The following is a 4,099-nucleotide window of genomic DNA, read 5'->3' on the forward strand; positions in this document are numbered from 1 at the left end:
CCCCATGCTCGCCACAACCGAACCGACTGTTGAGGGCCTGAAGCGATGGGAGTGGGGGTGAGTGTGGAGCTCATCAGCGCCGGGGCGGATGGTCTGGGTTGTGTCGGAACCTCGAAACTGACTGTTTGGGGCCTAAACCGATGGCCTGGGTTCGCCTGGCTGGCCGCTCCAATCTGTCGCTTTAGGTGCTTAACCGTCGATTCCCATGCTTGCCACAACCGAACCGACTGTTGCCGGCCTGAACCGACGACCTTGGGCAAGTTGAGAGCCCCGAACCGACTGTTGCCGGCCTGAACCGACGACCTTGGGCAAGTTGGGGGCACGACGGCGAGGCGCGCCCCGGCGCTCCTGGCACGCGGCCTGGGCTGGCTCAGTCCTGGGGCTGGAGGACGGTCGGATCGGCTAGGACCGGTTCGAGCGAGACCAAGGCAGCTCCCAGTGACGGGGCCCAGGGGCCCAGCCGGGAGGCAAGGAGGTGAACCGCGGGACGATCGTCCAGGCGCCGTGCTTCCAGCGACGCGGCCGTCGGGGCGAGGAGGACGTCATCGAAAGCGGCGAGCCAACCTGACAGGACAATGACCTGAGGGTTGAGGACGTCAACCAGGATCGCCAGGCCGCGCTCCAGGTCGTGCTGCGCCTGGGCCAGCCGCTCGATCAGGACCTGGTCCCCGGCGTCAAAGCGCTCGCGCAGCATGGCGATACGCGACACCAGGGAGCGGGCATCGTCATGGACCGGGTCCTGCGGCGGGTAGATCGCGGTCAGTGAGTGCAGGCCGATGAGAGTCTCCCAGCACCCGCGCCGGCCGCAGCGGCACACCTGCCCGTCCGTCTCAACCGGCATATGCCCAACCTCGCCGGTCGATCCGTACCAGCCGCGCAGCAGGTGGCCGTCAGCGATGATGCCCGCACCCACGCCCTCTCCGCCTGAGAGGTAGAGCAGGTGCCGCACGCCCTTGCGGGCGTAGTCGCCGTAGGCGGCCAGGGCCGCGAGCTTGGCATCGTTCTCCATCGCCAGCTCCGGCAGGGCGGCATCCTCGGGAAGGTCGCGCGCCAGAGCGGAGCGCAGGGCCTCCAGCAGCGGGGCGTCGTGCCAGCCGAGCGAGGAGGAGAAGCGTACGGTGCCGCTGGTGTAGTCCAGGGCGCCGGTCTGCGCGACGACGACCTCCAGCACCGCCACACCCTGGCTGCGCAGCTTCTCCAGCTGTGCCGTCAGCAGGGCGGAGAGCTGGTCGATGACGGCGGTAAAGGAGCGAGCGGGGTCCGCAATAAGGCAGGACTCCTGGGTCACGACCCGTCCTGCCAGGTCCACTACGGTCAGCAGCAGGGAGTCGATGCCGATCTCGGCGCCCACCCCGGCCACCGCCTGCGCCGCGATCTGCAGCGCGGTGCTGGGGCGACCGACGTTGCCTGACATGTCTGGAGCGCCCTCGCTGACCAGCCCCCGTGCGCACAGCTCGGCGACGAGCGTGGAGACCGTGGCCTTGGACAGCCCGGTCTGGCGGACCAGCTCCGTGCGCGAGCACGGCGGCCCGGCCTGCAGGTGTCGCAGGATGAGGGACATGTTGGAGATACGCACGTCTGCGTGCGCCTTGGGGCCGCCGGCTCCGGAGGCTGCAGGGAACCCGGGCGCAGCAAGAGCGTCGACCGGGGTCCGTCCGACCACTGGCACGCTTGCTCCTTCCTGCTGACGGTACCGGGGCAGGGGTGGTCTCACGACGGCGGTGGCGGGCACCTGTGCCCACCGCGGCCTGGGGCTCGACGACGTGGCACACCCTAGCCTGTCTCGCACCGGTGCCGTGGGCCATACTGGATCCAGGGACCGTCCGGTGCTCGTACCGGACGCGTCGTCAGCCGCCGGTTCCTCCGACGCGCTGTAGCCCACCACTGAAAGGGTCGCCCGTGACCAGTACCTCTGCCAGCCCCACAGCCTGCCTGCCGGCACCTGACCCCACCGTCCTGGCCGGGCTGAAGGGGAGGTCCTTCCTCCGCGAGCTCGACTTCTCCCCCGAGGAGTGGATGACCTTCATCCAGCTGGCGGCCCAGCTCAAGGCGGAGAAGAAGGCCGGGCGCGAGACCCAGCGCCTGCGCGGGCGCAACATCGCCCTGGTCTTTGAGAAGACCTCCACCCGCACCCGTTGCTCCTTCGAGGTCGGTGCGGCCGACCAGGGCGCCTCGACGACCTACCTCGACCCCTCCGGTTCCCAGATGGGGCACAAGGAGTCCGTGGCGGACACCGCCCGGGTGCTCGGCAGGATGTTTGACGGGATCGAGTACCGCGGGGACGAGCAGGCCAAGGTCGTCCAGCTCGCAGAGCTATCCGGCGTGCCGGTGTGGAACGGCCTGACGGACCAGTGGCACCCCACCCAGATGCTGTGCGACAGCCTGACGATGCTCGAGCACGCGGGCAAGCCCACCGGCGAGATCTCCTACGCCTACGTGGGTGACGCGCGCTTCAACATGGGCCGCTCCCTGCTGGTCAACGGTGCCATGATCGGTGCGGACGTGCGCATCGTCGCCCCCCGGGCCCTGTGGCCGGATGAGGAGTGCATCGCCCAGGCCCACCAGGTGGCCGAGCGCACTGGTGCGCGGATCACGGTGACGGAGTCGGTACCGCAGGGCGTGGCCGGCGTCGACTTTGTCCACACCGACATCTGGGTCTCCATGGGCGAGCCCAAGGAGGTGTGGGACGAGCGGATCGCCATGCTGCGCGACTACCAGGTGAACGCCTCCCTCATGGAGCTGGCCGGCCCCCAGGCCCGCTTCATGCACTGCCTGCCCGCCTACCACAACCGCCAGACCGCCATCGGTGAGGAGATCTACCAGGCCACCGGCATGGACGGGGTCGAGGTGACTGAGGAGGTCTTCGAGTCCGAGCGCTCGATCGTCTTCGACCAGGCCGAGAACCGGATGCACACCATCAAGGCCGTCATGGTGGCCACCCTGGGCGACTAGGCCAGGCCAGCCCGGCCGCTGACCGGGCCTGCGGCTATCCTGGCTGGTATGACGAGCCAGATCTTCCCCAGCGCTGACGCGACTGCGCGTACGGCCGGCGAGCTCGATCTCGACCTGCTGCGCCGTGCCGACCCGACCGGCCTGCTGGAGGGGATCGACCGCGTCGTCGTGTGGGACCTGCCGATGCGGACCTCCTTCCGCGGCATCGTGCGCCGCGACGGCATCGCCCTGCACGGGCCGGCCGGGTGGGGAGAGGTCGCACCCTTCTGGAACTACGACGCCGCAGCCAGCGCCCCCTGGCTGGCCAGCGGGCTGGAGCAGGCCGTCAGCGGGCTGGCAGACCTGGAGACCCACCGCAGGAGCGTCCCGGTCAACGTCACTGTCCCGCTTGTGGCCGCTGAGCAGGCCTACGAGCTCGTGGCCCAGTCGGCAGCCACCACCGCCAAGGTCAAGGTCAGTGGCACGGCCGACGGCGTCGCGGAGGACCTGGAGCGCCTGGCGGCGGTCCGTGCGGCCCTGGGCGCGCAGGGACAGGTGCGCATCGACGTCAACGCCGCCTGGGACCTGGAGACCGCCCGCGCCACCTTGCCGGTGATGAACAAGGCCGCCGGGGGACTGCAGTATGCCGAGCAGCCCTGCGCGGACGTGGAGGACCTGGCCCGGTTGCGCAGGGCCGTCAGCGTCCCGATCGCTGCCGACGAGTCCGTGCGCCTGTCCGAGGACCCGCTGGCCGTGGCCAGGCTGGAGGCCGCCGATGTCGCGATCGTCAAGGTCGCCCCGCTGGGCGGGGTACGCCGTGCCCTGGCGCTGACCGAGCGGCTGGGCCTGCCCGCCGTCGTCTCCTCGGCCCTAGACACCTCCATCGGCATCGCGGCGGGGCTGCGGCTGGCCTCCGCCCTGCCCGAGCTGGCCGGCGCCTGCGGGCTGGGCACCGTGAGCCTGTTCGAGTCCGACCTTGCTGTGCCCGCCCTGGTCCCGCGCCGCGGCGAGCTGGCGGTGCGAGCGGCCCACGTCTCCCAGACCATGCTGTCGGCCTCGATGGCTGACGACGAGCTGGCCTCGCGCTGGCAGGCGCGGCTGGTCCACATGCTGGGGGCCCTGGCCGCACGCAGGGCTCAGGAGAGCCAGGACCCGGCCACGGCCGTGG

The 4,099-nt window shown here is 70.5% G+C and carries 3 protein-coding genes; 2 read left to right on the forward strand and 1 reads right to left on the reverse strand.

Annotated features, from left to right (window positions below):
- Nucleotides 1-370: 370 nt before the first annotated feature.
- The gene (locus HMPREF0058_RS06560) at nucleotides 371-1,669 is read right to left on the reverse strand and encodes an ROK family transcriptional regulator (protein WP_244902013.1); all 1,299 of its coding nucleotides are present in this window, start codon (nucleotides 1,667-1,669) and stop codon (nucleotides 371-373) included.
- Nucleotides 1,670-1,956: 287 nt separating this feature from the next.
- Here HMPREF0058_RS06560 and argF point away from each other — a divergent pair, with 287 nt between their 5' ends.
- Nucleotides 1,957-2,952 carry an ornithine carbamoyltransferase gene (gene argF, locus HMPREF0058_RS06565; RefSeq protein ID WP_034236865.1) on the forward strand — a complete coding sequence of 332 codons (996 nt, stop codon included), beginning with the start codon at nucleotides 1,957-1,959 and terminating at the stop codon, nucleotides 2,950-2,952.
- Between the two features lie 48 nt (nucleotides 2,953-3,000).
- A partial coding sequence (locus HMPREF0058_RS06570) for an o-succinylbenzoate synthase (RefSeq protein WP_006548968.1) occupies nucleotides 3,001-4,099 on the forward strand: 1,099 nt, incomplete at its 3' end.

Origin of the sequence: Actinomyces urogenitalis DSM 15434 (assembly GCF_000159035.1) — a bacterium.
GTDB classification, from domain to species: Bacteria; Actinomycetota; Actinomycetes; order Actinomycetales; family Actinomycetaceae; genus Actinomyces; species Actinomyces urogenitalis.